Annotated in this window: 23 protein-coding genes and 1 pseudogene; 22 read left to right on the top strand and 2 right to left on the bottom strand. The window is 61.1% G+C overall.

Annotation, left to right across the window (positions count from 1 at the left end):
* Positions 1–176: 176 nt before the first annotated feature.
* Positions 177–686 (bottom strand): DUF4188 domain-containing protein, encoded by a 510-nt coding sequence (locus H8K11_14040; protein MCS6264871.1) that lies wholly within the window; start codon positions 684–686, stop codon positions 177–179.
* 271 nt (positions 687–957) lie between these two features.
* Between H8K11_14040 and H8K11_14035 the strand changes: the two genes are divergently transcribed.
* The 20 genes and pseudogenes from H8K11_14035 (at position 958) to H8K11_13940 (ending at position 22,185) form a co-directional block, all read left to right on the top strand.
* Positions 958–1,368, top strand: a complete 411-nt coding sequence (locus H8K11_14035) for a hypothetical protein (protein MCS6264870.1) — start codon at positions 958–960, stop codon at positions 1,366–1,368.
* A gap of 512 nt (positions 1,369–1,880) precedes the next feature.
* Positions 1,881–3,923, top strand: a pseudogene (locus tag H8K11_14030) (TonB-dependent siderophore receptor).
* Positions 3,924–4,232: 309 nt separating this feature from the next.
* Entirely contained in the window at positions 4,233–4,628 is a 396-nt protein-coding gene (locus H8K11_14025; GenBank protein MCS6264869.1) for a hypothetical protein, read from the top strand.
* A 221-nt stretch (positions 4,629–4,849) separates the two neighbouring features.
* Entirely contained in the window at positions 4,850–7,225 is a 2,376-nt protein-coding gene (locus tag H8K11_14020; protein ID MCS6264868.1) for a TonB-dependent siderophore receptor, read from the top strand.
* Between the two features lie 220 nt (positions 7,226–7,445).
* A complete protein-coding gene (locus tag H8K11_14015; GenBank protein MCS6264867.1) occupies positions 7,446–7,835 on the top strand; it encodes a hypothetical protein in 390 nt (129 codons plus the stop codon).
* A 166-nt stretch (positions 7,836–8,001) separates the two neighbouring features.
* The gene (locus tag H8K11_14010) at positions 8,002–10,374 is read left to right on the top strand and encodes a TonB-dependent siderophore receptor (GenBank protein MCS6264866.1); all 2,373 of its coding nucleotides are present in this window, start codon (positions 8,002–8,004) and stop codon (positions 10,372–10,374) included.
* Positions 10,375–10,598: 224 nt separating this feature from the next.
* Positions 10,599–10,976, top strand: a complete 378-nt coding sequence (locus H8K11_14005) for a hypothetical protein (GenBank protein MCS6264865.1) — start codon at positions 10,599–10,601, stop codon at positions 10,974–10,976.
* 182 nt (positions 10,977–11,158) lie between these two features.
* Complete coding sequence (locus tag H8K11_14000; protein ID MCS6264864.1) at positions 11,159–12,376, top strand: PepSY domain-containing protein; 1,218 nt, start codon at positions 11,159–11,161, stop codon at positions 12,374–12,376.
* Between the two features lie 65 nt (positions 12,377–12,441).
* Positions 12,442–13,716 (top strand): efflux RND transporter periplasmic adaptor subunit, encoded by a 1,275-nt coding sequence (locus H8K11_13995; protein ID MCS6264863.1) that lies wholly within the window; start codon positions 12,442–12,444, stop codon positions 13,714–13,716.
* 9 nt (positions 13,717–13,725) lie between these two features.
* A complete protein-coding gene (locus H8K11_13990; protein MCS6264862.1) occupies positions 13,726–14,409 on the top strand; it encodes an ABC transporter ATP-binding protein in 684 nt (227 codons plus the stop codon).
* Complete coding sequence (locus tag H8K11_13985; protein ID MCS6264861.1) at positions 14,406–15,572, top strand: ABC transporter permease; 1,167 nt, start codon at positions 14,406–14,408, stop codon at positions 15,570–15,572. Before H8K11_13990 ends, H8K11_13985 begins: the two co-directional genes overlap by 4 nt.
* 17 nt (positions 15,573–15,589) lie before the next feature.
* On the top strand, positions 15,590–16,759 hold the full coding sequence (locus H8K11_13980) for an ABC transporter permease (GenBank protein MCS6264860.1): 1,170 nt from the start codon (positions 15,590–15,592) through the stop codon (positions 16,757–16,759).
* Between the two features lie 150 nt (positions 16,760–16,909).
* A complete protein-coding gene (locus H8K11_13975; protein MCS6264859.1) occupies positions 16,910–17,242 on the top strand; it encodes a hypothetical protein in 333 nt (110 codons plus the stop codon).
* 375 nt (positions 17,243–17,617) lie between these two features.
* Complete coding sequence (locus H8K11_13970; GenBank protein MCS6264858.1) at positions 17,618–17,863, top strand: helix-turn-helix domain-containing protein; 246 nt, start codon at positions 17,618–17,620, stop codon at positions 17,861–17,863.
* A gap of 130 nt (positions 17,864–17,993) precedes the next feature.
* Positions 17,994–18,545 (top strand): cytochrome P460 family protein, encoded by a 552-nt coding sequence (locus H8K11_13965; GenBank protein ID MCS6264857.1) that lies wholly within the window; start codon positions 17,994–17,996, stop codon positions 18,543–18,545.
* A gap of 303 nt (positions 18,546–18,848) precedes the next feature.
* Positions 18,849–20,003, top strand: a complete 1,155-nt coding sequence (locus H8K11_13960) for a tetratricopeptide repeat protein (protein ID MCS6264856.1) — start codon at positions 18,849–18,851, stop codon at positions 20,001–20,003.
* A gap of 29 nt (positions 20,004–20,032) precedes the next feature.
* Positions 20,033–20,560: a hypothetical protein gene (locus tag H8K11_13955; GenBank protein ID MCS6264855.1), complete on the top strand. Its 528-nt coding sequence runs from the start codon at positions 20,033–20,035 to the stop codon at positions 20,558–20,560.
* Positions 20,561–20,782: 222 nt separating this feature from the next.
* Positions 20,783–21,088 (top strand): hypothetical protein, encoded by a 306-nt coding sequence (locus tag H8K11_13950; GenBank protein ID MCS6264854.1) that lies wholly within the window; start codon positions 20,783–20,785, stop codon positions 21,086–21,088.
* A 256-nt stretch (positions 21,089–21,344) separates the two neighbouring features.
* Positions 21,345–21,689: a hypothetical protein gene (locus tag H8K11_13945; GenBank protein MCS6264853.1), complete on the top strand. Its 345-nt coding sequence runs from the start codon at positions 21,345–21,347 to the stop codon at positions 21,687–21,689.
* 16 nt (positions 21,690–21,705) lie between these two features.
* Positions 21,706–22,185 carry a hypothetical protein gene (locus H8K11_13940; protein MCS6264852.1) on the top strand — a complete coding sequence of 160 codons (480 nt, stop codon included), beginning with the start codon at positions 21,706–21,708 and terminating at the stop codon, positions 22,183–22,185.
* A 109-nt stretch (positions 22,186–22,294) separates the two neighbouring features.
* Here the strand turns inward: H8K11_13940 and H8K11_13935 are convergent, their stop codons facing one another.
* A complete protein-coding gene (locus H8K11_13935; protein MCS6264851.1) occupies positions 22,295–22,846 on the bottom strand; it encodes a Slp family lipoprotein in 552 nt (183 codons plus the stop codon).
* Between the two features lie 97 nt (positions 22,847–22,943).
* On the opposite strand from H8K11_13935, the gene H8K11_13930 reads away from it, so the two are divergent.
* Positions 22,944–23,591 carry a thioredoxin domain-containing protein gene (locus H8K11_13930; GenBank protein MCS6264850.1) on the top strand — a complete coding sequence of 216 codons (648 nt, stop codon included), beginning with the start codon at positions 22,944–22,946 and terminating at the stop codon, positions 23,589–23,591.
* Positions 23,592–23,725: 134 nt separating this feature from the next.
* A complete protein-coding gene (locus H8K11_13925; GenBank protein MCS6264849.1) occupies positions 23,726–26,620 on the top strand; it encodes a heavy metal translocating P-type ATPase in 2,895 nt (964 codons plus the stop codon).
* The last annotated feature ends 217 nt before the right edge of the window (positions 26,621–26,837 follow it).

The raw sequence follows: 26,837 nt of genomic DNA, 5'->3' as shown, positions 1-26,837 counted from the left end.
GGTACATCCGGACGATTCATGGATGCCTCCACGTCGTCCGATCCTCCCGCCAGGCTGGCCGGTTCTCGTTCGCCTTCATCCGCGACCGCCAGTACACCTGCGCCGACCTGGCGTGTGCGAAGCCCAACGGATTCCGGTCTCGAACGCCGCGCGAGGGCGTGCATGAATAGTCCGGGCTAAGAATAGTAGCGCGTTTCATCCACCGGTAGCGGCGCGGCGGCTTCCCCGGTCTGGTGCGCTCGATCCCGTGCCGAATACATCGGTCCGCGCGCCGGTTGCTGGGGCGCGAATCGCAGGAATCCGAAATCGCGTACCATGTCGTCGTAGATCGCTTCCATCCCTCCGCGCATGAAATAGGTTTCGTGCCAGAAACCGGTTCCCCCTGAATCTTGCAAAAACCTCTGCCACCACGCGCGGTGCGGATCGGACCGTGCCCACCGTTCCAGTGAAGCGAAGTCTCTCCAGTACTGGCGCATCCCGACGTGCGGGGGCGCGAGAGACCACAGCAGGTTTTCGTGCAGCAGCAGTCCGTCGGGCCGAGCCTCGACCGACTGCGCGATTTTCGGACCGAAGCCAAACAGGGTTTTCAGGCCGGTGAGCCGGTTAACCCGCATGCCTAGATAAATCACGACGAGGTCAGGATAGGCGGACAGATCGACGGTGCGCCGGTCGACACGAGGTGGCATGGCCGGTCTCCTGTGGTCAGACACGGTGGGGGCAGGATCGGGGAGATCCTATCGGCAAACTTAGCGAGAGTCAATTGAGGAACAAGTCGAACACGAAACGAGGAGGCCACGACGCGGGCGACGATAGGAGTGCGGGACATCCAACGGTTCACGGTTTACCCTTCACGTCTGACGTTTCACGGCCTGAACTGTAGCATCCGTGAGCAAGCGTCTGTAGACCATTTCCTGCGCGGTGTCGTAGGCTACTCTCCTTTTTCTGTAGGACTATTCCGTGAACGAGTTTCTTCGCGCCATGCATGCGACCGACCGATCCGGTCGGACCCCTCGGCTGGTTGCGCTGCTTGCCTGCCTGCTCATCGGGATTCGCTTCGCAGCGGGAATCGTCTGCTCGACCTGCTTCACCGATTGGGAGCAGGCGAAGACACGGGCCTTCTATCTCCACAGCGGGTGGGATCGGAGTCAGTGTCACCATGGTTTGGTTCCCGCCAGTCCGTGGATCCTCTGGGCCTGTTCCGTCAACGAAGATGAATCAGCCTTTGTTCTGCCGGCGATTCCCCGCTTGCCGGTGGTGGTGTCGGTCTTCGTCCCGCTTGTGTTCCTGTTGATCAGTTATCGCAGTCTCATACCGATTACGGCCAATGGCCGCGGCCCTCCCTTCAGCGCCGTTTCGTTCGTCTCGTAATTCCGCACAACAAAACATCAGCCGCTGGCGGTTGAAACCTTGGCAAGGTCTGTGTCGTGGAACTCGCGTGGTCCCACGCGAGTGGGCTCGGTCTGATCTCGGACCGCCGCCCTGTTTTCACAGGCTGTGCCTCGGTCTTGGCACCGTTCCACCGGCGTTATGCAACCCTGGCTATTTCGACATGCCGGAATAGCCAGGAGGGGAGTCTTGTCATGAAGTCAGCCGTAGGCAACAAGAATGCCGAGGATCACGTTCGAAGTGTGTGGTCGGGCGTCAGCCTGACCACAGGCGCAGTTATCTGTCTTATTGTGTTCGCGGGCTGCATTGGGCCGCACCAACCGGTACCGACGCAGCCACGCCAGGCGGCGGAGGCCCAGCCCTCCGAACCAGCCGAAGTTCAGCAGACCACCGAACCGATACCATCGGAGCCGCCCGTCGCGGTCGGCGCGCCGCTGCCGGTACCAGCAGTCGGAGCCGACCGTGCGGCCGTCATTGAGGAGAAAGGCGACACACCGGTGGTAGACGTGAAACCCGTGTATGTGGTGGCGCAGGCCGAGTCTTATCACATGACGAACGCCGTCACCGCCACGAAGACCGACACGCCGATCATGGAGACCCCGTTCTCCATCCAGGTGGTGCCGCAGCAGGTGTTGAAGGATCAACAGACGACGCGTCTGGACAATGCGCTGAACAACGTCAGCGGCGTGTTTGCCAATCAATCGCTCAGTCTCTTCGAGTCCTTTACGATTCGGGGATTCGAAACGTTCGACTACTATCGGGAAGGGACTCGGTTTCAGTCGGCCTTGACGCAGACCGGCCGGAGGGAAATGGCGAATCTGGAGCGGATCGAGGTCCTGAAGGGACCGGCATCGATTCTCTATGGCCGCATTCAACCGGGCGGGATGATCAATCTCGTCACGAAGAAGCCGCTGGAGCAATCCTACTATTCGATTCAACAGCAGGTCGGGTCGTACGATTTCTACCGCACGGCCTTGGATGCGACGAGCAAACTCAATGAGTCGGGGTCGCTGCTCTATCGTTTCAATATGTCCTATGAGAACTCCGGGTCGTTTCGGGAGTTTGTCCAGAACGACCGCGCGTTCTTTGCGCCGGTGGTGCAATGGAAATTGAGCGAGCGCACACAGATCACGTTCGACGGGGAATACAGCAAAGGCAAAGTGCGGCCGGACTATGGCACGGTGGCTCTCGGTAATCGTCCGGCTTCTCTACCGATCGAGCGCAACTTGAGCGAGTCGTTTGCCAAGGCGGACTATACGGCCGTGCTCGGCGGATTCAATTGGTCGCATGAGTTCAATAGTCAGTGGAAGATTCAGCACCGGGCCTATCTGCAATCGACGATGGAAGATGACCAGGTGGTGTTGCCGCTGGCCCTGCAAGCGGACAACGAAACCCTGGATCGCTTCTTCGCCGGATTCCAAGGCAACAAACACAAGACCTATACGACCAGTCTCGACTTGACCGGGCACTTCGACACCTTCGGGCTCAAACATCGGTTGTTGGCGGGAGCGGACTATTACCAGTTCAAAAATACTGCCACCTTGGTCGACAACTTCGCGTTTCCCTCCATCAATATCTTTAACCCGATCCATGGCGGGAACCCTATTGCGGATCCGGCGGACAATTTTGCGTTCGATCTCCGCGAGAAATGGTTCGGGCTCTATCTTCAGGATCAGGTGGAATTGCCGTTTCACCTGCATCTGTTGGCAGGCCTACGGTATGACAGCGCCGAGATCACGACCGACAATACGTTCGGCGGCGTGCGGACAGTATCGAGCAGCCGACAGTCCGCCGTCACGCCGCGCGTCGGCCTGCTCTGGCAACCGATCAAGGAACTCGCCTTGTACGGCAACTATGTCGAAGGCTTCGGTGTGCCGAATGTCGGATCGCTGGGCGTGACCGGAGCGCCGCTGAGAGCGGAAACGTCCCAGCAGTGGGAGGCGGGTATCAAGACCGAGCTCTTCGATGGTCGGTGGACGGCGACCCTGTCCTGGTTCGACCTGACCAAGCAGAATGTGGCCACGGGCCATCACGATCCGGTGCTCGCCGCTTTGGGGTTCTCCGTGCAAACGGGCGAAGCGCGCAACAAGGGCGTCGAACTGGACGTGGCTGGAGAAGTGCTCCCGGGGCTGGATGTGATTGCGACCTACGCGTATACCGATTCGGAAATCACCCAGATGAACGACGGCACGATCGGCAATCGCTTTCCGAATGTCCCCAAACATGCAGGCAGTCTGTGGACGACGTACCGGTTCCAGGAGCCGCATCTCCAGGGATGGAAAGTAGGGGCTGGGCTGGTGGCCAGAGGAGAGCGGCAAGGGAATCGGGAGAACGACTACCAGATGCCGGGGTATGTGCTGGTCAATCTGATGGCAAGTTACACGATGCATGTCGGGGCCACGCGACTCACCGCGCAAGTGAATGTGGACAATCTGCTTGGCCAGGAGTACTTCCCGAGCAGCGCAGGCTTCGGCCGGGGTCGGATCGACATCGGAACGCCGCGCTTCTTCCTGGGATCCCTGAAGATGGAATTCTGAGGGCGTGAAACGTGAAAAGTGAGACGTGAAACGTAGGACGTGAGGCGTGAAACGTAAGACGTAAACAGTGGCAAGAAAGAGGTCATCCGGCAATTGTGAGCTGAGGGCGTAACGTGTGAAAGGAAACACGACAAACGTGACATGACGTGAACTCGTCTCACGTCTTACCTCTCAGGCGACGTCGGCTGTGAATGCAGTCCGCACCGCGAGAATGCGGTGCGGACTGTAGCAACTGTGAGCAGGAGTCGGTAGACAATTCCGCCTGCTGTTTCGTACGGTGAGGGCCTCAATTTTCCAAGAGCGCTGCCGGTGAACGCCATCATTCGCCACATGTTTCTCTCTCGGCCTTCCGGTCGAAGGTCCCGACTGGGTGCACTCGCCTGCCTGCTCGTGAGCATCAGGCTCGTGGCCGGTGTCATCTGCTCGACCTGTATTCTGCCGGAGGAGGTGCAGCAAGATCGGGTTGCCCATCTTCACGCTGTAGGAGATCGCGAACCCTGCAGCCACGGTCAGGCCCAAGCTGGGCCGATCGCGCAATGGGCCTGTACCGTCACGCAAGATGAATCGGCGTTTATCTTGCCTGACATTCCTCGTCTGCCGGTGCTGGTCTCATTCCTCGTGCCACTCGTGCTCTTGTGGCCAAGCTACCGTAGCCTCGCACTGATTGCGGCCAATGGCCGCGGTCCTCCCCTCAGCGCCTGCTAGCCCGGTACGTAACACCGTCACAACGAAACACCAGCCGCCATCGGTTGAGTCTTGGGCCATGCCTGTGCCGTGGCGCTCATGTCTTGCGATATGAGCGGGCGCGTTCTGCTCTCAGATCGCCACCGTTCACCTGCAGGCCCGGTCACGGACTCGATACCGGCCGCCGCTATGTCAGCCTGTCATTGCCGCATGCCGGCGTGAACAGGGAGGAGAGTCTTGTCATGAAGTCAGTCGAATCAGTGCAAGAAGTACGTCGATGTTGTCCAAGTCTGTGGCCGGTCGGCCGGATCGCCGCTGCCTGCGCCATGCTGATGACGTTCACGGCCTGTATCGGGCCGCATAAACCGGTGCCGACCCAACGGACCCAAGAGGCCGCAGCGCACCCTGCCGGAACTGCAGAACCATCCCCAGCTCCCGATGCGGCTTCCGCTGAGGCGCCGCCCTCGGGAGTGCCCCCTGTGCCTCTTCCCGTCCCGCCGATGGCGGAGGCGCCGGCTCAGGCATCGACACCGACGGGCAGCGACGTTCCGGTGGTGGATGTCAAACCGGTCTATGTCGTGGCGCAGCACGAATCCTACAAAGTGGACCGTGCCACCACGGCGACGAGGACCGATACGCCGATCATGGAAACGCCCTATTCGGTACAGGTGGTGCCGCAACAGGTCTTGAGGGACCAGCAGGCCGTGCGCTTGGAGACCGCGCTGAAGAACGTCAGTGGCGTCAGCGTGTTCCCAAGCTCGATTGAGGGAACGGATAGTTACATGATCCGCGGATTCGACTCGCTGGCCTATTATCGAAACGGTGTATTGAGACCGACCAACAGCATGGTCGAAACCTCGAACATCGAGCGGGTGGAAGTGTTGAAAGGACCGGCGTCGATTCTTTATGGCCGGGCAGACCCAGGCGGCATCATCAACGTGGTTACGAAGCAACCGCAGGCCACGCCTTATTATTCGTTTCAACAGCAAATCGGGTCGTATAATTTCTTCCGGACGACCGGTGATGCGACCGGCCCACTCACCAAAGACGGGAGTCTCCTCTACCGGTTCAATCTGGCCTATGAGAACTCGGAATCGTTCCGAGACTTCGTCGATCGGAAGACGATCTTTTTCGCCCCGGTCGTGAAATGGAACATTAGTCCCCGCACGCAGATCACGGCGGAGATGGAGTATCACAACATCAATACGAAATCGGATGGCCTCCTCCCGGCGCTCGGCAACCGTCCGGCTCCGATTCCGATCAGTCGGTACTTGGATGAACCGAGCTTCAGCAAAAGCGCCAATGAACGGTTCTTCACGGGCCTCAACTGGTCGCACGAATTTAATGACGACTGGAAAATCACCCATCGGCTATCCGGGGAGTTCATTCACGGCCGTGGCCATCGAGAGATCGTGCCGTTTAGTTCCGTTCAACCGGACGGCACCGTTCAGCGTTTTCTGGCCGACGTTCCGCCGGGACAGCAGGAAAATCGCTATCAAAGTTCCTTCAACCTGACCGGTCATTTCGATACAGGCATGGTCAAGCACACGTTGTTGGTCGGGTACGATTTTCTGTATCAGACCGACAAGTATAGTGTGGCCAAATGCTGTGATACCGATCCGGCGTCCAATTTCCCGATCAATGTGTTCAATCCGGTCTATGGCCTGGGGATCCCGAGTCTCGATCAAATCCCCGACAACGGCCCGTTCGGGTCGTCCCGGTCGTGGCACGGAGTCTATGTGCAGGATCAGGTCAAGTTGCCCTTCAACCTGCATGCGCTCGCCGGTGCTCGATACGATGATGCCGTGTCGCATGACACCGTGCTGAATGAGAAGACCGGAAAGGATCATCGCCTGTCTCCGAGGGTTGGCCTGGTGTGGCAACCGATGGCGTGGCTCTCGCTCTATGGTAGCTACACGGAGAACTTCGGACTCCAGAATGCCTTCGATGCAAGTCGGCAGCCTCTGCCTCCTCAGACGGCCCAGCAATTTGAAGCGGGCGTCAAGACGGAGTTTTTTGACGGCCGCTTGAGAGCGACCGTGGCCTATTTCGATCTGACCAAACAGAATATTGCCGTGCCGGTGCCAGGGACGCTCTTCTCCCGCGCGATCGGTGAGGCGCAGACACGCGGCATCGAACTCGATGTCAGCGGAGAAATTCTGCCGGGGTGGAGCGCTATCGCGTCCTACACCTATATGCCATTTGCCAAAGTTACCAACGATGTGGGCGACGATGGGAGCGGCAATCCCACCCCTGGCAATACGGGTAATCGGCTGTTCAATACGACCAGGAACATGGGCAGTCTTTGGACCACCTACGCGTTTCAGGATGAGGAACTCCGGGGTGTAAAGCTGCGTGGCCTCAAGGTCGGAGCGGGGATGCAGGCGGCTGGAGAACGGCAAGGCGATGCCGGGAATATCTTTCAGCTCCCGGGATATGCCATCGCGAATGCCATGGCCAGCTACGAATGGCGGATGGGCATGACAAAAATGACCGCTCAGCTCAACGTGAGCAATCTGTTTGATAAGACCTACTATGCCGGCACCATCGGCGGGCCGTATTTCATCATGCCCGGTATGCCGCGTTTCTTCATGGGGTCGATTCGCATGGAATTTTAGAGGCGTGAAAGGTGAAACGATGAACGTGAAATGAAGAGAACACGTCGAACGAGTTATCTTTCACGTCTTACGTTTCACGAGTCGTCGGCGGAGAACCCAGTCCGCACCGCGAAATCGCGGTGCGGACTGTAGCATCCATGAGCAGGCATCCGTAGACAGGTCGCCCGGCCCGTTCATATAGTGCCGGAGTTCTTACGGAAAGGGTGAGGTCTCAGGCGACATGCTCCGCCATCTGCACTCTCATCGACGGTCCGCGCAGGCGTCACGCGCGGTGGTACTGCTCGCCTCGCTCCTGATCGGGATTCGATTGGCGGCGGGCGTCATCCATGCCGCATGTTATCTCGATTGGGAAAAACCCCAGACACGTTCCTTTTATCTCCATAGCGGGGGCGATCACGATCGCTGCCACCATGGTCAGGTTCCCCCCGATCCCTGGGCGGCATGGGGCTGTGAGGCATCTCAAGACGAGCCGGGGTTTACGCTTCCGGAGATCCCTCGTCTGCCGCCTCTGGTCTCGTGGTTTGCCCCGCTCGTCTTCTTACTGATTTCCTGCCGTAGTTTCTCGCTGATTGCGGCCCATGGCCGCAGTCCTCCCGTCCCGCGCCCGTAACGTCAATCTGACAGTCGGTGAACATTCACGAGCCGGTCGCCCGCGCGATCCGATCTCGCTTGCGCGCAGTGCCCGGTGGCGACAGGCCAGGGGCGGTTCACGCGCGGCTACCGGCTCTCAGCCAGATTGTGCGCGCCCAAGGCAGGTGCGCGCGGGAGAGGGAGTCATGTCGTTCGAAGTCTTACCAGGAATTCAGAGTGATCGAACCCGTCCGGACACGAAGGTATACGTCGGGAACGGGCGCGTCGCCAGTAGGTTTCTGCTCATGCTGTTCTGTCTCATGGCCTTTACGGCCTGTATCGGGCCGCACAAGCCGGTGCCGACGCAGGGGAGTCAGAGTACGCAGGTTCCCACAGAGGCCGAGCCTGCTCAGGAACGAGTGGATCGAGAGGCCGCTCGATCCGAGCCGGCACCGGTACCGGTCGTTCCGTTACCTGCGCCGCCCATGGCCAGGACTCCTGTGGAAACGTCAGGCACCCCATCCGCTCAGGCAGAGGTGCCGGTCGTCGATGTCAAACCGGTCCTGGTGCTTGCACAGAGCGAGGCGTACAAGGTGTCGCAGGCCAACACCGCTACGAAGACCGATACGCCGATCATGCAGACGCCCTTCTCTGTCCAGGTGGTGCCGCAGCAAGTCATTCGAGATCAACAAGCGGTCCGATTGGAGACGGCCGTGCAAAACGTCAGCGGCGTCATCGTGCAACGCGGCGCCAACGGCGACACGTCCGACTCGTTCGTGATTCGCGGGTTCAACGTCGATCGTACCTATCGCAATGGGGTGTTAGGAGGGGGAAACAACGGGCAAGGCAAACGCGAGATGGCCAATGTGGAGCGGGTCGAGGTGCTCAAGGGGCCCGGGGCCATTCTGTATGGACGGTCGGAGCCGGGCGGCATCGTCAACATCGTGACGAAACAGCCGCTGGCGACTCCCTATTACTCCGTTCAGCAACAATTCGGTTCCTACAATTTCTACCGCACCACGGCCGATGCGACCGGGCCGCTGACCAAGGACGACACGCTGCTCTATCGTGTGAATGTGTCCTACGAGGACTCTGGCTCGTTTCGGCGGTTCATGAAGGAAGATAACCTGTTTGTGGCGCCGGTGCTGAAGTGGAATATCAGCCCACGGACGCAGATCACCGCCGAGTTGGAATATCTACACTTCGACCGGACGCGGGAATTCGGCACGCCGGTGATCGGGAATCGTCCGGCTCCGATCGGGCGCCATGATACCGTCATCGATCCTGGATTCAACCAGAATCTGGGCGATCGCTATTTTGCCGGCCTTCACGGAACTCATCGATTGAGTGCCGATTGGGAGGCCAGTCTCCGCCTCTCGTACACACATCTGAAAACGGCAGTCGATAATAATCTGTTCTTCAACTTCGCGCAGGCCAACGGCGACCTCGAACGGTTTTATTTCAATGGACCCAGTACACAGCGGAACTACCAGGCGACGTTCAACCTCACCGGACACCTGAACACCGGAGTCGCCAGGCATACGCTCCTCGCCGGCTATGACCTCTTCTATATTCTCAATAAGTTCGCCGGCGACAATGCGGTGCCCGCTCCGCCCTTCAACATCTTTGCGCCCACCTTCAGCAATCCGGCGCCGGTCTTCGATCAAGGCTCCTTCAACGGCAGCAATGCGGAGACCTGGCACGGCCTGTATCTGCAGGATCAGATCGAATTACCCTATCACCTGCATCTGCTGGCCGGGGCGCGATACGACTATGCGTTGGGGAGGGACAATCAGCTGGGCGTGACCACCTATGCGGAAGACCGCTTGAGCCCGCGCGGCGGGTTGCTGTGGCAGCCCCTGTCCTGGCTCTCGCTCTACGGAAGTTATACGCAGAGCTTAGGGCCCTCCAATGTCTTTTTCCGAACGGATGGGGTCAAGATGCGACCTCAAAGCGGGCAGCAGTGGGAGGCCGGCGTCAAAACTGAATTCTGGGACGGCCGCCTCCGCATGACGGCCGCCTATTTTGACCTGACAAAGCAGAATATCGCGGTTCCGGACGCGACGAACCTGTTGCGCTTGCGGCCGGTCGGCGAGGCGCAAACGCGTGGCATCGAACTGGACATCACGGGCGAGATCCTGCCCGGCTGGCAGGTGATCGCCGCCTATTCGTACCTTCCATTTGCCAAGATTACCCACGATGTGGCGGATGACGGTGCCGGTAATCCGACTGCCGGCGGCACGGGCAATCGGCTCTTCCTGGCGGCCAAGGATTCCGGCAGCATCTGGAGCACCTACGAGTTTCAAGACGAGGCGTTGCGTGGCTTGAAAGTCGGCGGCGGTGTGGTGGCGGTGGGCGAACGGCAAGGCGATATCGCCAATACCTTTCAGTTGCCCGGGTACGTGACGGCCAACCTGATGGCCAGCTACCAGTGGCATGTCGGGATGACGCGGCTCACCGCGCAACTGAACGTCAACAACCTTTTCGACACGAACCATTTCGCGGGGAGCGATGGTTTCAACTCTGCCATGTTCGGCACCCCGCGTTTCTTCATGGGGTCGATCCGGATGGAGTTCTGACGGCGTGAAGCGTGAAAGGTGAAAAATGAAACGTAAAACGTGAAACGTGCGGAGGAAAAGACGTTCCACGTGCTGCCGGCGAGGAATGCCGTCTGCACCGCGAAATCGCGGTGCGGACTGTAGCAACCATGAGCATCGAGTGGTAGACATGTGGATCGGAGTTTCGTATGGTAAGAGTCCTGTAACTATATGGGGTTCATCGGGTGAACGACATCTTCCGGCTCATGTCCCTCCGTGGGAGAACGGGACGAACTCCGTCGCTGCTCTTTTTACTTGCCTGTCTCCTGGTTGCCATCCGATTGGCGGCCGGGTTTGTGTGTGTGACCTGTTTTACCGATTTCGAGAAGCCGACCAGCCGCAGCTTTCACCTCCACGCCGGGGGAGACCTGAATCCGTGCCACCATGGCCGGGTCGAGGCCGGTCCCCTCATCAACTGGGCCTGCACCGTCACGCAGGATGACACGGCGTTCATCCTGCCCGATGTTCCTCTGCTGCCGGTCGTGGTCTCGCTGTTTGTTCCCCTGTTGCTCCTCGTGGTGTCCTATGGAAACCGACTGCTGATTGCGGCCCATGGCCGTAGCCCCCCTCCTGTCATCGCCTGATTTCAGTTACGCAACGCTCTTGGACCGTCGCCAATCCGGCTCGGGTCGCATTTCTTGCGGTCCTGTGCCGGGTCGTTTCACTGTCGTCAACCTCGTTCCTTGCGGGGTCGGCGGGGCGTGGACGCGTGGCGGTGTCAGGAACCTCGCGGCGCATTCCGGCTCGATTCGTTGGAGTAGTAACAATGTCGCAAGAGATCGCCGCACCGGCGTCCCTGGCAGGAGACCAGGCCGGGAAGACGCAGGCGCGACCTGTCTGGAAATATGTGTGGCGCACGTGGTGGGTGCAGGTGCACCTCTACTTGGGATTATCCGTGGGGACCTTGCTGGTGGTGTTCGGCGTGACCGGCAGTATCCTCGTATTTTTCCAGGAGATCGATGAGTGGCTGAATCCAGCCCTGCTGACGGTGTCTGTGCCGTCGCCGGGGGCTGCTCCCGCTCGTCCGCTGCAGGACATTGTGACTGCGGCTCAGCAGGCGGCGACCGCGGGGAGCCGGATCGTGCAGTTATACGGCCCCCGGAATCGTACCGGTGTGTTTGCGATCTATGCCGAGCATCCGTCGAAAGCCTGGCAACGAATCTATGTCGATCCTTACCGGGCCGTTGTGACGGGCGTCCGCAGTTACGGCGCCGATGAGTGGGTGCCGCACTATCTGATGGACGTCGTTTTTCAGCTTCATTTTGCGCTGTTTCTGGGCGAGAACGGGCTGATAATCGTTGCCGTGGGCGCATTACTCTTGCTGCTGTCGTTGATCAGCGGAGTGATGGTCTGGTGGCCGCTCACCGGCCAGTGGCGGCAGGCCTTCGCTTTGAGATGGCCCAGCACTCCGGTCCGCCTGAATTTCGACCTGCACAAGACCTTCTCCCTCTACACCGGTCTTGTGCTCGGTGCAGTCTTGCTCTCGGGCATCTGGATGAACTGGAACGATCCGTTCGTGTGGGTGGTCCGGCTCTTGTCTCCTGCCACCCGCGGACCGGAGCAGGCTCCGGTGTCCATTTCCCTTGAAGGCCGTCAATCGATCACTCCCGCGCAGGCGCTGGCGATTGCGACGGCTCGTTACCCTGAAGGGGTGCTGAATAGTCTCGTGATGCCGGAGGATTCGGCGGGCATCTATCTGGTGGGCCGGAAGGAGGTGCCGGGCCTCAGTCTTTTCTGGTCTGAACGAACCGTGAGTATCGATCAGTACAGCGGCGCCATTCTGGATGTGCGGGATCCCGCCACCCGGCGAAGCGCCGGGGAGACGTTTGCCGACTGGCAATGGCCGCTACATTCCGGCCAGGCATTCGGATGGCCCGGTCGACTGATGGTCTGTCTGAGCGGATTGGCCTGTCCGGTCATCTATGGGACCGGAGTCCTGATGTGGTGGCGAAAGCGGCGAGCACGCCGCATGCGTCCGGCCTGAAGGGGGCGTGTGCGGAGTGACGTTTCTCTGCGGTAGACTCTCAGCCGCCTGATAATGGAGGTCTTGTGTCTGCACACCCGACGATAGAACAACCGGAACCGAGGACGCCCAGTATTCATGACGCGGACTTGGACGGGTTGGCCATCCGGCGAACTGAACCGCATCTGCCCCGGCGCACCGGGCGGGGCCGGTGGTGGCTGTGGCTCCTGCTGCTGATCCTGGTGACGGGCGGCGCGTTTCTGGCCTGGAAATCAGGCCTCACCGGCTCCGGTGACACGGTGGAGGTGACCCCGGTGGTGCGCATGCCGGCAGGCGGCGTCTCAGGGCTCGCCGCCACAGGCTACGTCGTCGCGCAGCGCCAGGCGTTGATCGCTTCCAAAGGCACGGGCCGGCTGGAGTATCTCGGGGTCAAGGTCGGCGACCCGGTGAAGGAAGGCCAGATCATTGCGCGGCTCGAACATTCGGATATCGATGCGCTGTTGCAGCAGATGGTGGCGAAGCTCAACGTGGCGCGGGCGCAGCTGGGTGCGGCGAAGCCGGAACTGGAAGACGCCACGCTCCACTTCGAACGGGTGAAGATGCTGTTGGAGAAATCGTTCATCACCAAATCGGAATACGATATCGCCGGGGCGCGAGTCCGGCGCGCGGCCGCAGCGGTCCGATCGGCCGAAGCGTCCGTGATGGCGGCGGACGCAGAACGGAAAGCGGCCGAGGTTCAGCTTGAAAATACGAACATCCGCGCGCCCTTCGACGGGATTGTCGTGAAGAAACTGGCGGAACTGGGCGAAGTCGTCTCTCCGATGACCGCGTCGGTCCGTTCCGGCGGCTCCGTCGTCACCATCGTCGATCCCGCGTCCGTGATGGTCGATGCCGAGGTGTCGGAAGCCATGATCCACCGCGTCCAGGCCGGGCAGTCCGCCGAGATTCAGTTGGATTCCGTTCCGGGACACCGGTATCGCGGCGAAGTGGTCCAGGTGATGCCCATTGCCGATCGGGCCAAGGCGACGATTCTGACGCGGGTGCGATTCCTCGAATTGGATGAACGGGTCCGCGCCGAACTCAGCGCAAAAGTGACGTTCGGGCCGAAGCCCGGATCGGTCGAGGAGGACAGAGAATCCTGGGGCGTTCCCCCGACGGCCGTCGTGAGTCGCGATGGCCGTCAGATCGTATTCGTCGTCAAAGACGCGGTGGTGACGGAACGCGTGGTGGAGGCCGTCTCGACGTCGGGGCCGATACAAGCCGTTCACGGCCTGTTGACTCAGGCCGATGAGGTCGTCGTGGCGCCGCCCGCCGATCTGCGGACCGGTGCCTCGGTGACCATCCGGCGGCGGACATTGTAAGGCTGCACCGTGTACGATCCCGTCGTTACGCTCCAACGGATCTCGAAAACCTATTCGCGGGCAGGCACGGACGTGTCCGTGTTGCGCGATCTCTCCTTCACGATTCCCGCGGGAACGTTCCTCGCCATCATGGGGCCCTCGGGGTCCGGGAAAAGTACTTTGCTCAATGTGATGGCGGGGATCGATCGGCCGACCAGCGGGTCGGTCGTCGTGGCCGGCACACGACTCGACGATCTTTCGGAAGGCGACATGGCGCGATGGCGGGCGCGGCACATCGGCTACGTGTTCCAATCGTACAATCTCATTCCGGTGCTCACCGCCTCGGAGAATGTAGAACTGCCGCTCCTGCTGACACATCTGTCGCGGCAGGAACGGAGGGAGCATGTGAAGACGGCCTTGCGGCTTGTGGGCCTGGGGGAGCGGATGGACCATTATCCGCGCCAGCTTTCGGGCGGGCAGGAGCAACGCGTCGGTCTTGCCCGCGCCATCGTCAGCGACCCCACCATGATTCTGGCGGACGAGCCGACGGGCAATCTCGATCGTGAATCCGCCGAGGATATTCTGACCCTGTTCGGTCGATTGAATCGGGAACTGGGCAAAACCATCGTGATGGTCACGCACGATCCCCGCGCCGCCGAGCGTGCGCAGATGATTCGTCATCTGGAAAAGGGCGTCCTGGAATCTCCGCCATGACGCTCGGCCGGCTCGTGCTCCGCAATACGCTGCGCCGCCCGGTCCGGCTGGCCTTGACGGTCTGGGGGCTCGCCATGGTCGTGCTGGCGTTCGGCCTCATCCGTCTGACGCTCGACGAATGGCAGGGAGCGGCAAAAGCGGCCAGCAAGAACCGGCTGATCACGGTCCATGCGATGTCGGGGGCCTTGCCGCTTCCGTTGGCATACAGAGATCGCATGGCGGTGCTGCCGGGGGTGCGGTCCGTGCACTATGGCGTCGAGTTCGGCGGGATCTACAAGGATTCCAAGCAGCCGTTGGCCTCCTTCGCCGAGCCGGCGGCGACATTGCTGACCACATATCCGGAAATTCTGCTCTCCGAGGGGGAGCGTCTGGCCTTTGTGCAGGATCGCCGCGGGTGCATCGTCGGCCTGTCCCTGGCCGAGCGGTACGGATGGAAACTCGGCGATGTCATTCCGCTGACCGGGACCAGCTATCCCGGGCAATGGGAAGTGATCGTGCGCGGCATTTACCGCAGCAGCAACCTCATGATCTGGTCGGATCAGGAATTGTTTCTGCAGTGGGACTATCTCAATGAACAGGTGAAGACGACCCAGCCCGACCGCGCCGATCAGGTGTCGTGGTACGCGATCGATGTGAACGAAGGGAGTAATCCCCGGGCAGTGGCCCTGGCGATCGATGCGCTGTTTGCGAACTCGTTTGCCGAGACACGCACGGAACTGGAGCAGGCGTTCATTGCCGGGTGGGTCGAGCGGTCGAGCGCACTGCTGTACGGCCTGGAAGCGGTGTCCGCAGTCATCAACGGGATCGCGCTCCTGGTCCTGCTGAACGCGCTGGCCATGGCGGTCCGGGAACGGACCAGGGAATATGCCGTGATCAAGACGCTGGGATTTCAGCCGCGGCATTTTTGCGTCCTGGTGTTGGGCGAGTCGTTGCTGCTGGCGCTCTGCGGCGGGGCCCTGGGATTGGGCCTGCTCGTCCCCGCGTCGCGGCTCTACGCGCAGATGACCCAATCGAACGGGTACGTGGCCGCCTACGCGGTGTCGCTGGAGACGGCGGGGTTGTGCCTGGGCATGATGGTGCTGGTGGCCTTGGGCGCGGCGATCTGGCCGGCGGTCCGTCTCATCCGGATGACGACGTTGGACGGGCTGCGGCATGCGGGATAGGCGGGGGTAAGGAAATGGTGCGGTGGGGTCTGTACAGCCTCAGAAATCTGTGGGCTCGCCGTGTGACGACGGCGTTGACCGTCGTTGGTTTGGGGCTGGTGGTGTTCGTGTTGTTGGCCGTGTTGATGTTGGCCCATGGATTGGAGCGGACACTGGGGAAGACGGGCGATCCGGAGAACGTGATCATTCTGCGCAAAGGCGCACTCTCGGAAATCGGCAGCAGCCTGTCCCGCGAGGAAATACGCGCGGTGGCAGCTCAGCCGGAGGTTCGACTGACGGCGGATCGCCGGCCGCTGGCGGTCGCTGAGGTCGGACTGCAATTGACGCTGCGGAAGGGGCAGGGCGGCAGTCTGACCAGCGTGACCTTGCGGGGCACGGCACCCGAGGCGCTGGCGGTGCGGCCGGCGATCCGCCTGATTCAGGGGCGACTGTGGAGGCCGGGCACCACCGAGATCGTTGTGGGTGCCTCCATCGCCAGGCAGTTTCCGGACGCCCGCGTCGATCGGGTGTTGCACTTCGGGAATCGGGCCTGGACTGTGGTCGGGGTGTTCGAGGCCGGCGGCAGCGGATTCGACTCCGAGGTCTGGGGCGATGCGGAACAATTCCTGGCGACGTTCCATCGCACCACCTTTTCGTCTCTGACCCTCCGGTTGGTGCAGCCTGCGATGCTGCCTGCGTTCAAGGACCGGATCGAGCGGGATCCACGGTTTAAATTTTCGGTGAAACGCGAGCCGGAGTATTACGAAGGCAAGGCGGAAGGCCTCGCCAGAATGATTCGCGTCACGGGGCTGTTTCTAACCGTGGTTTTCAGTGTCGGCGCGGTGCTCGGAGCGACGATGACGATGTCGGCGTCGGTGGCGCAGCGGACGACCGAGATCGGCACGCTGCGGACCATCGGGTTCACGCGGATGGATATCCTGCAGGCGTTTCTGCTGGAATCGATGGCGCTGGGCACGATCGCGGGCTTGCTGGGAGTCGTCGCCGCGGTGGGGTTGCAGTCTATGACGATCTCCACCATGAACTTCGACACCGGCACCGAACTGGTCTTCGGCTTTCACCTCTCGGGCGAGATGATCGCGATCGCCCTCGTGTTTGCGATGCTCATGAGCATTGTCGGCGGCCTCGTTCCGGCCACCCGGGCCTCTCGCCTCGAAATTGTGCAGGCGCTGGGTGAGCGCACCCTCTGATGCGGGAGGGCGGGCATCGCTTGAATATTTCACCCTCGATCGACAGGTGTTTGAACAAGGGCTCACATTTTGTAGCACGCGTGAGCATCCGTCGGTAGACAACTTCTGCGGAACGGCGTATTTGATACGGCAGGTGAGAGCTATCAGACCATGATCCGACGGACTTCACAAACCACAGTTGCCGGCCTCGCACTCGGAATCGTCTGGGTGTATGTGGTATTGGCGCTCGTGGCACCGGGCTGTTCTTTCGCCCATGCCACCCCGTCGGATAGTCATCATCAGCATTCAGGCACGGAATCCCATTCCACCCTTTGCTCCTGGGCCTGTCAGGCGACATCGGATGTCGGCCCGATTTCCCAGGGGGATGTGGGGACTGCCTGGGTCGCTCAATCCCACACGTTGATTGCCCCTCCGCTCCTTCTGACTTCCGGGGATCCCTCGTCCCTGCATGCCCGTGCGCCGCCCATCCCCGTGAGGGGATAGTTCGGGCGGGGCGCGCGTCGCCACCGATTCATCGCACAGAGAAATTCGATCCCGTCGTTCAGGCCAAGTGCCAGGCGGGAGTCCTGTCGGTCCTGTGCTCCGCCTTGTCCGGGCGTTCGGCCCGAGCTATTTCACTCAAGCATGTTGAGTCCGAGGATGGGATTGCCCTCCGATCCCGGACCACCCGGCAGCGCAGGCGCGTTTCCTGTGACCTCCGCTGCCGGTTCCCACGACGGAACCGCGATGTGTTTTGCATCGGTCCTGAATGGTGGACCCGGTTGTGCGGGAGGCTCGTGCCCCTTCCTGCAGTCGGGGGAGGAGCGGTCACGGACCGCTCCTATCCACCGCCAAGGTGTTGAAGGGGTAAGCGAGATGGTGGAACAGCCGCTGTTGCGTGTGAAAGAGGCCGCGCAATTGCTCCAAGTCAGTAAGTGGACGATCTACCGGTGGATCGATGAAGGACGGCTCAATGCCACGAAGATCGGTGGAGGCAGCCTCCGCATTTTTCGTGTCTCCGTGACGGCGCTGGTGGAAGGCAATCGAACGGATCCGCGTCCACTTGAACCGACGCCGCACCTGAAGGCGGTGCCGCTCGGTGGGCGCAGGGCGATGAAACGATAGGTCTGTCGGAAACGGATCCTGGGGTTGTGCACCCTTCTTCAGGATCTGCCTCCCGGGGTGAGTGGGATGGCCTCCCCCTTCACCCCGGCCCCTCGGGGCCGACGGCAAGACTGAGAGGAAGGAGATGAATATGATGGTCAGAGAGATACTAAGCCTCATTGTGGTGATGGGGGTAGCGTGGAACGGCGGGATCGTGACGACGGTTGCTGAAGCGGGGGCGGCCCCCAAGGACGGCGACATCGCGCTCCCGGCCGACTATAAAAGCTGGCCGAAGTTTTTGAGCGAGGTACAGCGTGAAGATGCCAAGCAGGTACGGGAATTGTTCGTCAGCCCCGCCGGCGCCAGGGCCTGTCCGACCGCGGCGTTTCCTCAGGGCACCCAACTGGTCATGGAGTTGTACAAGGCCAAAGCGGAAGGCGAGGCCTTGGCCAAGGGGGCGGACGGAAAGCTGGTGAAAAGCGACCTGCTGAAGGTGTTCGTCATGGAGAAGAACGAGGGGTGGGGACAGGACGTCCCGGACAATTTGAGAAACGGGGCCTGGGTGTTCGGAGCCTATGGGCCTGACGGCAAGGCGCTGGCCGAAGATTTTACAAAATGCCGGGCTTGCCATGCTCCGCTCGCACAGAAAGATTTCGTGCACCGGTATGACGAGTTTTGCGCGCAGGGCCATAAGGCGCACTAGCAGGATGCGGCCGGATCGGGGGGAAATAGATGGGGCCTGTGTGCGGGTCTTGACCTACCTCCTCGCAGGAGTCCCATGGGGGAGCGGTGGTTGGCCGCTCCCCGCCCATCGGCCGATTGAGTCACAGGTCCCTCGGATCCTGGGGTTGTGCACCCTTCTTCAGGATCTGCCTCCCGGGGTGAGCGGGATGGCCTCCCCCTCCACCCCGGCCCTTCGGGGCTTTCCGGGCTGTTAGTGCGGAGAGGCCGGACACGAGGGATGCGGAACAGAGAATCGACGGAGTCGGCAGAGGGAGCGGCGCACATGGCTGATTGCACGAAGAAAGCCCCGTACTGGTTACGCATGGCATTGGTGGCCGGTATGGCCTTGTGCGGCGTCGATGGGAGCCGGGCCGCCGGCCCCGATGCCTGGCAGCAGTTGTTCGCCGACGGTGTGAAGGCCAGGGAAGCGGCGCACTATGCCGAGGCTGAGCAACTCTTGCAGCGCGCCCTCCGCGAGGCTGAGCAGGTCGGTCCCGACGACCCTCGCGTCGCCACGGCAGCCAACAATCTCGGATTGCTGTATCACGACCAGGGCCGTCTCCAGGAGGCACAATCGCTGTACACCCGTGCGCTCGCCATCTGGGAACAACACGTGGGACCGGAACATGAGGATGTCGCGGCGGCCTTGAATAACCTGGCGGAAATCGCCCATGCCGAAGGCGATTGGGCTCGCGCGGAGCCCCTGTATGAACGGGTGCTGGCGATCGAGCGCAAGGTCCTGGGCGCGGCGCACCCCGATGTGGCGATCAGTCTGAACAACCTGGCCGAGCTGTACCGCAAGCAGGGACGGGAGACAGCGGCCGAATCGATGTATCACCTGGCCCTGATTCTCATGGAAGAAGCCCATGGCACGGATCACCCCGATCTGGGCCCCGTGCTGAACAACCTTGCCGTTCTGTATAAGGGGCGCGGGCTCTATGCCTGGGCGGAACCGTTCTACCTGCGTGCGCTGAAGATGCGCCGCCTGCGATTCGGCGATGAACATCCGGCGGTGGCGATGAGTTTGAATAACGCCGCCTGCCTCTACCAGGCTGAAGGACTCTACGCGTCGGCGCAACGATATTTCGATGAGGCACTGGCCATTGCGGAACGGACATCCGGACCCCAGGCCTCCTTGACCGGCACAATTGTCGGCAATATGGCGTTTCTCGCCGATGAGCAGGGACTGTGGACGGAGGCGCAGTTGTTGTATCAGCGCGCGCTCGTCATTCAACAGGCGCAACTGGGTGTGCATCATCCCACCGTCGGGCTGTTGGTGGAGCGGTATGCGCACGTGCTCGATACTCTCGGGCAGCCGGTTGAAGCCGGATTATTCGCTGCGCGGGCCGCATCGATCCGGGCGCGGATTCAGCCGGGAGTCGTGCGGCAGGGTGCGGCCATGCGCCAGGGGCCTGCGGTCGGAGAACTCACGCGATAAGTAGAAGGCGACAGGAAGGGAGGTGCTCCATGCCGGTTAGTGCTGCGGTGGCGTCACCGCGTCGTGCGGAGATGGCTCAGGGCGCTCAAGAAAGGGCGGGGTTGAGCGTGGCGGTCGTGCGATTGCTGGCGGTCGCCCTCGATATCAGCGAGGGCTGGTCCCCGGCGCCTCCCGCTGCCACGCTCTTGATCCCGCTCGGGTATCGGGATTGGCCGAGCGTGACCTCTGCGGTGGAATCGCCCGGCGGGCGGAAACGGCTCCGGTTCTATGTCTGCCCCAAGGCGCTGCTCACGCCGGACTATGAATCGTTTCCCGTGGGGACCACGTTCGTCGTGGAGTCCGAGCCCTATCCGGAAGGCCCCGGATCCTATCGGGTCAGGCCGTCCCTGTTTGCGATGGAGAAGTGCGCCGGTCTCACGATGAATGGCGCGGGGACGCGCCAGTATGAATCATGGTTGTATGCGAGCTGGGATTCGCCCGCTCAGCAGGCCACGGCGGATCGTGGCCGGTGCGGTGTCTGCCGACTGCCCTGGCTGACGCCCGCCGACGTTCGATGATCGGTGGACGGGGCTCGACGGTTGGACTGCGCTGACCACGCAGTGAGCTCCGATGAGGGAAGCGTACGCCCATGCGCTTCCCTCTCCCACCATCTTTTTCTCGGTCCCGGGTTGCCTTCACGGTCAGTGCGGCCTCCTCTTTCCTTACTGAACACGACACGACAAATGCGGTACAATGCCGCCCAATCGAGTGCCACATCCACTTATCACACAGGAGGAATCATGATGACTGTATTGCGTTCAGGTATGCTCGCGTTCGCCCTGTCCGCGCTGGTGGCGACTGCGCCGGTGGGATACGCGCTGGCCGACGGCGGCGGGCACGTGAAGGAAACGATCAAGCACGCCAAGGAAGGCGTGGAGCACGAGAAGGAAGCGATCAAGCATCTGGAAGAGTCGGTCAAGGCGAGCAACGACCCGCATGCGAAGGAAGCGTTGGAGCATGCGAAGGAAGCCGTCAAACATGCGGAAGAGTCCCTGGCGCATGCGGAACAGGCCTCGAGCCACAAGGGCAAGGCCAAGGGCAAGTAATCTGGTCACTGTGCCAAGGGGGCGGCGAGTCCCATCCGGCGTTCCCCCTTGGAACTCTGCCGAAGGGCCTTCTGCCTGCGTGAGTTGAACGTGTTCGGCCTCGCGAGACAGGGCAAAGCCGGCCAGATCCCGGTCCCCTCCGTACGCCACATTTCAACGACACGATCCTGTAGCATCGGTAGGCATTCGTGAGCGTACATCTGTAGACGGTTGAGCGTGCTGGGGCTATAACTCGACTCCCTAGGAGGGGTCCCCCATGCGAAAACTCTTCGTGGCCGTGGTTCAGATCCTCACGCTGGCCGGCGGGTCAGGAGTATGGGCCGCCGACGATTCATTGGAGCGGTTGTTACGGGCGCAGGCGTTCAATCGGGAATTCGAGGGGTTCGATTCGTATTACGTCAGGATCGAGGCGGATCAGCCTCAGCCTGACGGGTCACATGAAGTGCTGGCGGTGGCCAGCGGGAAATTTTCGGACAATACCAAACGTATGAAAGTGCTGTTTCTCATCATCGATGGTCACATTGTCGGTGGCCAGGTGTTGGAAGGCACCGGTCTTCCCCCGTGCCTGGCACAGGAGCATCGTCCGTCCTCATCTCTTTAACCTGACAGGAGGTTCTATGTTGAGCAGGATTGCGGTTCTTTTCATGGGCGTGTTGAGCGTATTGGCGAGTGGAACGTCTGCGTTGGCCCATCAGGCCGGCGGGGTCGAGGTCGGTGACCTTGAGACCGGTTCCGTTGTGGGTCAGCCGTTCAAGGAGTTGGAAGTGGATGTGCAGTTGTATGCCATTGAAATGGGCACGCTGAAGGCCTGGTATCCGCCGACCACGGTCATCGATTTCAAAGTCCGTCCGGGCCGTCCGCTGTTGATCAAGGTGACGAATACCACCGCGACGGAGCGGGGCTTTCAAATGATCGACACGGTCAATGCCGCGTCGCCGTTCGTCTTCAAGGCCGAAGTCAAGCTGAAGCCGGGCGAGACGAAGTACATCGGCGTGCCGACCAGCGATTTGTTTAACGCCACCCAGGGAAACACCCTGAGCTACCACGACCATCTGAATCCGAAGCAGCCGGGCGGCAAGTTGGTGATGATCAAGTAACCGACACCGTCTGTTGGGTGAGTAGACACGCCCCGTTCATCCTTGTGGATGGACGGGGCGTTGTCGTTTCTTCACCGCTGTCGAACCGACGATCGACAAACGGCCGGGGTTACCAATAATAGGGAAAGCGCCCGTAGGGTCCCCAGTAGGGATGCCAGAACGGACTGTAGTACGGATAGGGGCGGACACGGGACAGATTCGAGTCTTGCGATGGAATCCAGGTGCGGAACGATTTGATGTCGATCACGGGATACGTATAGTCGGTCTCGTCGAGCGGCAAGGTGATGGAGCCGGTGAGCTCACCGGTAATGGTCAGGAACGTGCCCTGGGGAATGGTGGCCGGATCCAGAAAGTCCCGTTGGACCGCGACAAAGCGCCCCTGGGATTTCATCAAATCGAGGGTCGGTTGTTGCGAGTCGTTGAGTGGTAACTGCAGCACTTCGATCCGCGTGCCGTCTTTCATGCGTCGCGCGGCGAGCACCTGCCCGCCGAGCACCAGGGTCTGTCCTTTGAAGGAGTCCGGTGCGGCTTTGATTTGAGAAAACGGCGGAACGTGCGGGCCGCCGTCGGCTGACTCGTGCATGTCGCCGGAGGTGGCGCAGGCCGTCAGGATCGCGGCGAACCACAAAATGCCGATCCCCTGTAGAAGTTTTACTCGCATCGTTGGCATTATATCAGACGCATAACTGAGCGAGCATTGTTTATAATGCCGATGAACCTGTTGAACCGAACCGAGTTTGAAAAAAGGAGTGCAGCGTATGGCGAAGCGTCGTGGATGGCGGGTCAGTCTGTTGATGGGCCTGATGGCGGTGGCGGCTCTCGGGTTCGTGGGCATCGCGCAGGCGGGCAAGGCGGAACTCAAAGGGAACTTCCAGGTGCTGAGCGACGAGAAGTCGACACACAAGCCGGGGAAAGTGCAACTGACTGAATTCGCAGATTTCTACTGCCCGCATTGCCACCGGTTCGACGGCGAGGGGCTGGCGATTCTGGAGAAGGAATTCGGCAATAAGCTGGAAGCGGTCATGGTGGGGTATCCCGTGATTCCCGGCAAGTTGCCGACCGCCTTCGATATGTATGAACAGGCTAAGACGATGGGGAAGGGCGCTGAGATGAAGCGGGCGTTGTTCCGGACCATCCATAAGGACAAGATCGGCATCATCGACAAGGCGATCCGTGAAGTGTTGATTCGTGAAGTCGGGCTCGACCCGGTGGCGTTCGAAGAGGGATTAGCCAGCGCCAAGCCGGCGAAGGCTTTTGAAGATGGCAGGAAATGGGGTGATCGCATCAAGATTCAACAGACGCCCACCGTCCTGCTCGACGGCAACATCAAGGTTGAGCAAATCGATCCGGAGAATTTGAAGCTGATCATTCACAGCATTCTGGACGGAGACGGCACGAGAAAATGATCGGAGCAAATAGCTGATGGCGTGTGGCTTATAGCAGGAAGGAAGGGAGTGACGGCATGTTCGTTTCTTCCGATTCTTGACTATACGCTATATGCCATCGGCCATAAGCTCTTCGCTTCCCAGTGGAGTGATGAATGGCGACTGATCCGATCTGCGGCATGACGGTGGAACCGGCGACGGCGGCGGGCCGGTTCGACCATGAGGGCCGGACCTACTATTTTTGCAGTACCCGTTGCCTCGATCGGTTTCGTGCTGCGCCGGATCAGTATGTGAAGACCGCGTCCGTTGCGACCGCCGCTATGCCTGCTGCCGGTCGGCGTTCGCTGCCGATGATGCAGACGACGCCTGACCAACAGACGGTTGCGGGCGGTGAGCGGGACCCCGTTTGCGGGATGACCGTTCAGCCTGCGACCGCCGCCGGGTCGCATGCGCATGCGGGCCAGACGTATTATTTTTGTTGTCAGGGGTGTCTCGAAAAGTTCCGGGCCGATCCGGTCCGGTACTTGTCGTCGTCGCCCGTCGCATCGACAACAGCGTCACGGCAGTTCGGGGGCAAGTCGCTCCCGATGCTGGACGCCCCGGCGCCGGGCAACGCGCTCTCAGGCGTCATCGATCCGGTCTGTGGCATGACGGTGGATCCGGCGACGGCGGCCGGGTCGTTCGACTATCAGGGCACGACCTACTCCTTCTGTTGCCAGGGCTGCCTCACCAAGTTTCGCGCCGATCCGCAACGGTATCTCGCCCCTGCCTCTGCTCAGTCCACTGCGCCTGCTGTCCCGCCCCCTCCCGGGACGAAATATGTCTGTCCCATGTGTCCTGAGGTGTTGGAGGAAAAGCCGGTGCCCTGTCCGAAATGCGGGATGGCACTGGAGCCGGATTCGATTCAGCCGCTGCCGACCAAAACGGAATATGTCTGCCCGATGCATCCCGAGGTGGTGAAGGCGGAGCAGGGAGCCTGTCCGATCTGTGGGATGGCGCTGGAACCACGAACCGTCACGGTCGAAGAAGAGCTGAATCCTGAGTTGGTGGACATGGCCCGTCGGTTCTGGGTGGGTCTGGGTCCGGCGGCGGTGGTCTTTGTGCTAGCCATGTCGCACATGTTTCCCGGGCATCCGATGCAGCATCTCGTGACCGATACGCAATCGGCCTGGGTGCAGTTCCTGCTCAGCACGCCGGTGGTGCTCTGGGCCGGATGGCCGTTCTTTCAGCGCGGCTGGGCGTCGATCGTCCATCGCAGCCCGAACATGTTCACGCTGATTGCAATCGGGACCGGCACGGCCTACCTCTACAGTGTGTTTGCCACATTGTTCCCCGCGCTGATTCCGCAATCGTTCCATCTGGAAAGCGGGGCGGTGCCGGTGTACTTCGAAGCGGCGGCGGTCATCACCGTGTTGGTCCTGCTGGGGCAGGTATTGGAATTGCGGGCCAGGAGCCGAACCACCGGCGCGATCCGGGCTCTCCTGGGACTGGCGCCCAAGATCGCGCGGCGCGTGCGAGAGGACGGCCGTGAAGAAGATGTGTCGCTCGACCAGGTGCAAGTGGGATATCGCTTGCGTGTGCGACCGGGAGAACGGGTGCCGGTCGATGGAGTCATTTTGGAAGGCGCGACGGCGATCGATGAGTCGATGATTACCGGCGAATCGTTGCCGGTTGAGAAAACCACCGGGGATCGGGTGACGGGCGGCACGATCAACGGTTCCGGCGGTCTGGTGATGCGGGCGGATCGCGTAGGGGCGGATACGCTGTTGGCGCATATCGTGCAGATGGTGGCGGAAGCGCAACGCAGCCGGGCTCCGATTCAACGGACCGCCGATGTCGTGGCCGGGTATTTTGTTCCGATTGTGGTCGGCGTGGCGATCGTGACTGGCCTGGTGTGGGCGTTGATCGGGCCGGAACCGCGCCTGGCCCATGCCCTGTTGAACGCCGTCGCCGTGCTGATCATTGCCTGCCCCTGCGCCCTGGGTCTGGCGACACCCATGTCGATCATGGTCGGGACCGGTCGCGGTGCGGCGGCAGGTGTCCTGTTCAAGAAAGCGGAAGCGCTGGAGACCATCGAAAAAGTCGATACGCTGGTCTTCGACAAGACCGGCACCCTCACCGAAGGTAAGCCCAAATTGCGTGTCGTGAGCGCCATCGCTCCCTGGTCAGAAACGGACCTGTTGCGACTGGCGGCGTCTGTCGAGCGGGGGAGTGAGCATCCGGTAGCCGGCGCGATTGTGAGCGGAGCTGAGTCGCGGGGCATCGCGTTGGAGGCGGCGTCGGGGTTCACGTCAACAACCGGAAAAGGCGTCATGGCGACGGTCGGGACCAGGCGGGTGGCGGTCGGAACGCTCGATTTGTTGCGAGGCCTCCGCATGGACGACGAAGCCTCCCTGGCTGCGTTGGAAGCGAATGCTGAATTGATGCGGCAGACCGGGCAAACCGTGATGTTTGTCGCCGTCGATGGCCGGACGGCCGGGTTGCTCGGGGTGGCCGACCCGATCAAGAGTTCGACCTCCGAGGCGTTACGTCTCTTGCGGCAGGAAGGCATTCGCCTGGTGATGGTGACCGGCGATCATGCCGTGACGGCGCAGGCGGTGGCGAAGGAGTTGGGTTTGGATGAGGTCCGGGCCGGCGTGAAGCCGGATGAAAAGAGCAAGATCGTCCAGAAACTTCAGCAACAGGGTCATGTGGTGGCGATGGCGGGGGATGGCGTGAACGATGCTCCGGCACTGGCGCAGGCGGATGTCGGCATTGCCATGGGAACCGGAACCGATGTGGCGATGGAGAATGCCGGGGTGACGCTGGTGAAGGGCGATTTGCGCGGGATTGTCCGGGCACGCCGCTTGAGCAAGGCCACTATGCGCAACATCCGCCAGAATCTCTTCTTCGCCTTTGTGTACAATATGATCGGGGTTCCGGTCGCCGCCGGGCTGTTGTATCCGTTTTTCGGTCTTCTCCTCAGTCCGATGTTGGCCAGCGCGGCGATGACGTTCAGTTCCCTCTCGGTGATTTCGAACGCGTTACGCCTCCGGCATGCCGATTTATGAGTTCTGAGTGTGCAAGCCTCTGCCGCATGATAGGCTGGGGCCTGCCGTTTCTAGCAGGATGCGGAAAAAGTCCGCCAGCGTCGTTCTCGCATCACTCAGAGGCTCACCGTACCGCGAGAGTACGATTCGCCTCTTCGCTCGCTGCGGCCTTGCTGGACGGCCTTTTTGCGCATCCTGCGGTTTTTTTTGACGCGAGACGGCACTGGAGCTCAGTCCG

Source organism: Nitrospira sp. (assembly GCA_024998565.1).
Lineage (GTDB): Bacteria > Nitrospirota > Nitrospiria > Nitrospirales > Nitrospiraceae > Nitrospira_A.
This window is presented reverse-complemented; position numbering and strand designations above follow the sequence as displayed.

Coding starts and splice junctions, on each gene's coding strand:
- H8K11_14040 (MCS6264871.1), bottom strand. CDS start 686: ATGCCACCTCGTGTCGACCGGCGCACCGTCGATCTGTCCGCCTATCCT.
- H8K11_14020 (MCS6264868.1), top strand. CDS start 4,850: ATGAAGTCAGTCGAATCAGTGCAAGAAGTACGTCGATGTTGTCCAAGT.
- H8K11_14015 (MCS6264867.1), top strand. CDS start 7,446: ATGCTCCGCCATCTGCACTCTCATCGACGGTCCGCGCAGGCGTCACGC.
- H8K11_14010 (MCS6264866.1), top strand. CDS start 8,002: ATGTCGTTCGAAGTCTTACCAGGAATTCAGAGTGATCGAACCCGTCCG.
- H8K11_14005 (MCS6264865.1), top strand. CDS start 10,599: ATGTCCCTCCGTGGGAGAACGGGACGAACTCCGTCGCTGCTCTTTTTA.
- H8K11_14000 (MCS6264864.1), top strand. CDS start 11,159: ATGTCGCAAGAGATCGCCGCACCGGCGTCCCTGGCAGGAGACCAGGCC.
- H8K11_13985 (MCS6264861.1), top strand. CDS start 14,406: ATGACGCTCGGCCGGCTCGTGCTCCGCAATACGCTGCGCCGCCCGGTC.
- H8K11_13975 (MCS6264859.1), top strand. CDS start 16,910: ATGATCCGACGGACTTCACAAACCACAGTTGCCGGCCTCGCACTCGGA.
- H8K11_13965 (MCS6264857.1), top strand. CDS start 17,994: ATGATGGTCAGAGAGATACTAAGCCTCATTGTGGTGATGGGGGTAGCG.
- H8K11_13960 (MCS6264856.1), top strand. CDS start 18,849: ATGGCTGATTGCACGAAGAAAGCCCCGTACTGGTTACGCATGGCATTG.
- H8K11_13955 (MCS6264855.1), top strand. CDS start 20,033: ATGCCGGTTAGTGCTGCGGTGGCGTCACCGCGTCGTGCGGAGATGGCT.
- H8K11_13950 (MCS6264854.1), top strand. CDS start 20,783: ATGATGACTGTATTGCGTTCAGGTATGCTCGCGTTCGCCCTGTCCGCG.
- H8K11_13945 (MCS6264853.1), top strand. CDS start 21,345: ATGCGAAAACTCTTCGTGGCCGTGGTTCAGATCCTCACGCTGGCCGGC.
- H8K11_13940 (MCS6264852.1), top strand. CDS start 21,706: ATGTTGAGCAGGATTGCGGTTCTTTTCATGGGCGTGTTGAGCGTATTG.
- H8K11_13935 (MCS6264851.1), bottom strand. CDS start 22,846: ATGCGAGTAAAACTTCTACAGGGGATCGGCATTTTGTGGTTCGCCGCG.
- H8K11_13930 (MCS6264850.1), top strand. CDS start 22,944: ATGGCGAAGCGTCGTGGATGGCGGGTCAGTCTGTTGATGGGCCTGATG.
- H8K11_13925 (MCS6264849.1), top strand. CDS start 23,726: ATGGCGACTGATCCGATCTGCGGCATGACGGTGGAACCGGCGACGGCG.